Source organism: Allobacillus salarius (genome assembly GCF_007559425.1).
Classification (GTDB): Bacteria; Bacillota; Bacilli; order Bacillales; family Alkalibacillaceae; genus Allobacillus; species Allobacillus salarius.
Window position 1 is genome coordinate 1 of the sequence record NZ_VMHE01000048.1, and the last position, 4,090, is coordinate 4,090.

Below are 4,090 nucleotides of genomic sequence, written 5' to 3' on the forward strand. Positions count from 1 at the left end.
CCCTATTTGACCTTTCAGCTTATTTTCCTACTCGCTCGGGCGTATAGAACACCCCTATTCGACCTTTCAACTTGTTTCCTTGCTCATTCGGGCGTATAGAGCACTCCTATTCGACCTTTCAACTTATTTTCCTACTCGCTCGGGCGTATAGAGCACTCCTATTCGACCTTTTAGCTTGTCTTCTTACTCATTCAGGCGTATAGAACACTTCTATTCGACCGTTCACCTTGTTTTCTTGTTCATTCGGGTGTATAGAGCAATCCTATTCGACCTTTCTAGCTTATTTTCTTGCCCTGCGAGCTAGAATGACCACCTAAAAAATCCGCACGCTCCCATAAAAGGAACAGTGCGGATTGTTTATATACTTATTTAATCTCCTTATAAATCCCGTCGACCTTCCATAGCCTTGGACAATGTTACTTCGTCTGCATATTCCAAGTCTCCTCCGACTGGTAATCCATGGGCTATTCGGGTTGTACGAATTCCAGACGGTCTCACTAACCGGGAAATATACATGGCTGTCGCTTCACCTTCAACCGTTGGGTTTGTCGCTAAAATCAGTTCTTCTACTTCTTCATCTTTTAAGCGTTCAATCAACGATGTGACGTTAATGTCTTCCGGCCCAATTCCGTCCATTGGTGAAATCGCACCATTCAATACGTGATATCTCCCTTGGAAGTCTTTCATCTTTTCCATTGCAATCACGTCTTTTGGATCTTGAACGACACAAATAAGCGTGTTATCTCGGTTTGGATCCGTGCAAATATTACATGGGTCCTTATCGGTTATATGCCCACAGTTACTACAATGCGTTAACTCACGTTTCGCGTTGACGAGTGCTTTCCCAAACTCCAACACATCATCTTCTTCCATCGATAACACGAAAAAAGCCAGGCGGACGGCTGTTTTCGGACCAATGCCTGGCAGTTTTGTAAAACTGTCGACGAGCTTTGATATTGGTTCTGGATAATACATGAAGCGCGCCTCCTAGAAGCCTGGTATATTCATACCTTTGGTAAATTGACCCATCTTTTCATTCGTCGTGTCTTCCACTTGCTTCATGACGTCGTTCGTTGCTGCAAGAATTAAGTCTTGTAGCATTTCTACATCATCTGGATCAACAACTTCTTCATTAATTTCAACATCCGTGATTTCTTTTTTACCATTTGCTGTGACTTTCACCATGCCACCACCAGCTGTTGCTTCAAATGTCATTTCATGAAGCTCATCTTGAGCCGCCATCATTTTCTTTTGCATTTTTTGCATTTGTTTCATCATATTATTCATGTTTCCTCCACCACGCATATAAATGCCTCCTTAAGATTCTTTTATTTCAAGTAGTTCGTTTCCAACAAGCTTTCGGGCTTCAGCGACTAAAGGATCTTCTTCAGTTTCTTCCTGTTTTGCTGGTTCATCCGTTTGTTGTTGTTGGTTCAAAAAGTCTTCTCGAATTGTTGTCCATTCTGTTTCTGGTACTGGAATAATCGTTAAATGCTGCCCAGTATACTCACTCAATTGTGATTCTATCATAGTTTGATTTTCCATGACTAATGAACAATGGATTTCATAACGGAAAGAAATAATCAACGAGTCACCTGAAGCGGCTCGCGGCTTACTATCGACCAATTTCGCGTGAGCTGGCGGACTATTCCGCTTCAGCTGGTCCATGAAGTTTGCCCAATTCTGTTTCACATTTTGAATATCTTCCTTCGTCGCTTCCGTGAGTGTTCGTCGGATTTTTTCGTATGGTATTTTATAACCAGAGCCTCGATTCGTCCTCCGCTTCGTTTCCTTCACAGGAGAAGGCTCTTGCTTCACCTGAACCCCTTGCTCCTTCAACTGATTCAATGCTTTTTCAAGCTGTGCAACCTGTCTTTGTAAAACAGCTGTATCTTCTGCAGGTGCAGCGGGTTGATCTTCCGTCGAATGAAGGTCAATTTCTTGCAGGTCCAATAAAGCAACTTCAAGCAAAACTTGCGGGCTATTTGTCCAGCGCATATCTTGCTGTGTTTTATTTAAAATTCCAATTGCTGTCTCAAGCCAATGTCGAGATATTTTTTCCGTCTGCTCTTTGAAATCCTCATTTGGAATGGCTCGGACAAGTACTTCAGCTTGTCCCCGAGAGCTTTTATACATCAATACATCTCGAAGGTAATGGATAAAGTCAAAGACGAAGCGGCCTGGGTCTTTACCGGATTGCAGTTGATGATCCAACAGTTGCAAGGTCTCTTTAGCATTATGCTCCAATAAAGCATTGGTTAACGTAAAAAGATGTTCTTGGGCAATGGATCCTGTCACAGCAAGTACATCATCCATTGAAATCGTCGAGTCATCACTGTAAGCGATCGCTTGGTCGAGTAAACTCAGTGCATCACGCATACCACCCTCAGCAGTTAAACTGATATGAATCATCGCATTTTCCTCATATTGGACGGATTCTTCATCTAAAATATACTTCAAGCGGTCCGTAATGGCTTGCTGCGAAATCCGCTTGAAGTCAAATCGCTGACAACGTGAGATAATCGTAAGCGGAATTTTATGCGGTTCCGTCGTCGCCAAAATAAATATGACATGCTCCGGAGGTTCTTCCAATGTTTTTAACAACGCGTTGAACGCTCCTTGTGAAAGCATATGTACTTCATCGATAATATACACTTTGTATTTGACAGAGGTCGGTGCATACTTCACTTTGTCACGAATTTCCCGGATATCATCGACACCGTTATTCGATGCAGCATCAATCTCAATAATATCGGAGACTGTCCCGTCTTGGATCCCCTGACAAGCTGAACATTCACCACAAGGTTCTTCAACTGGTGAACGTTCACAGTTGATCGCCTTCGAGAAAATTTTTGCAGCACTCGTTTTACCGGTACCACGGGGTCCAGTAAACAAATAGGCGTGCGCAACTTTATTCTGCAATAATGCATTTTGCAGGGTGCGGGTAATATGCTCTTGTCCGACGACATCGCGAAAATCTGTTGGTCGCCATACGCGATAGAGCGCTTGATATGCCATGAGCTTTTCTCCTTTAAAATTCTCTCTTTATTATAACTGATTTTGTTCGAATCGGACAGGATTTTAATATTGTTTCATTTCTTGAATCGAACGAAGTTTCACCAAAAATAAGTCAAAAAAAGAGCATCCGGTTTTAATTCCGCCTGGACGCTCCTTTTTTATGAACAAATTTTTCATTAACTGTTTTTGATTAAATAATTTTATAAGCTTAACCGATATTGATCTTTTTGGTCAGTTTCTTTAATGTACCAAGGACGCTTACAGCAGCTAGGTAACTAGTATTTTTATTTGATGGAAATGGATTATTTTTTATCTCAAACGAAGCTGTACCAAAATCACCGCTAACCTCGATGGCGTGTATGTTTTTATCTAAATTCGGATCAGCTAGCAGAGTCACTTTTGTTTGCCGCAAGCCTACTCCAGCGAGTGCTAGAGCAATCGATACATTGATGTTTTTAGGAAATTGTTTAATAGCTTCCGCCGCGTTTCCTTCAAAAACAACCTTTGTTTCATCGGTCGGTTCACTCAACAATGTATGGGCTGGTTTTCTTGTCACTAAAGAAACAGCGTCGATGACTCCCGCCTCAGTAACGTTTTCAACGAGATCTAGACCACCGATAGCTCCTGATGGTAAGTGAATTCGATGATCTTTCTCTTTGATGATCTCTACTATTTCATCGAAAAATGTCTCTTCAGCTAACGCCCCAATACTGATTAATACGGTTTCTTTCTTGCTTACAATGTCTGGCAGCACTTCTTTAGCTGCTTGAACATTGGCGGCTTCCACAACAACGTCGATTGAGGAATCTAAAAAATCATCGACAGTTGTGTATAAACTCACACCATATTGCTTTTCTAAATGCTGGTATTTTTCTAGATTCCGGACGAAGACACTGGTAATTCGTATGTCTTGATCTTCTCCAGAAAGCTCATCAAGTAGATACTTGCCAATTGTTCCTGCACCGATTAAGCCGACTCTCATTGACATTCACCCTTTGAACTACCCGCCACTTAACAACCTTATGGTTGTTTGAAGTGGGGGATTCCTAAGAACACCAGCGTAACCGCCAGT

At 41.9% G+C, this 4,090-nt stretch carries 4 protein-coding genes; all 4 read right to left on the bottom strand.

Features of this window, described 5'->3' with window-relative positions:
- Positions 1 to 378: 378 nt before the first annotated feature.
- Complete coding sequence (gene recR / locus FPQ13_RS12775) at positions 379 to 975, bottom strand: recombination mediator RecR (RefSeq protein ID WP_144089710.1); 597 nt, start codon at positions 973 to 975, stop codon at positions 379 to 381.
- Between the two features lie 12 nt (positions 976 to 987).
- The gene (locus FPQ13_RS12780; RefSeq protein WP_144089711.1) at positions 988 to 1,305 is read right to left on the bottom strand and encodes a YbaB/EbfC family nucleoid-associated protein; all 318 of its coding nucleotides are present in this window, start codon (positions 1,303 to 1,305) and stop codon (positions 988 to 990) included.
- Between the two features lie 12 nt (positions 1,306 to 1,317).
- Positions 1,318 to 3,018, bottom strand: coding sequence for a DNA polymerase III subunit gamma/tau (gene dnaX / locus FPQ13_RS12785; protein WP_144089712.1), 1,701 nt, complete (start codon positions 3,016 to 3,018; stop codon positions 1,318 to 1,320).
- A gap of 208 nt (positions 3,019 to 3,226) precedes the next feature.
- On the bottom strand, positions 3,227 to 4,000 hold the full coding sequence (nadX, locus tag FPQ13_RS12790) for an aspartate dehydrogenase (protein WP_144089713.1): 774 nt from the start codon (positions 3,998 to 4,000) through the stop codon (positions 3,227 to 3,229).
- Positions 4,001 to 4,090: the final 90 nt, after the last annotated feature.

What these genes read in the sequence shown, in the direction of transcription:
- recR (WP_144089710.1), bottom strand. Translation starts at nt 975, where the DNA reads ATGTATTATCCAGAACCAATATCAAAGCTCGTCGACAGTTTTACAAAA.
- FPQ13_RS12780 (WP_144089711.1), bottom strand. Translation starts at nt 1,305, where the DNA reads ATGCGTGGTGGAGGAAACATGAATAATATGATGAAACAAATGCAAAAA.
- dnaX (WP_144089712.1), bottom strand. Translation starts at nt 3,018, where the DNA reads ATGGCATATCAAGCGCTCTATCGCGTATGGCGACCAACAGATTTTCGC.
- nadX (WP_144089713.1), bottom strand. Translation starts at nt 4,000, where the DNA reads ATGAGAGTCGGCTTAATCGGTGCAGGAACAATTGGCAAGTATCTACTT.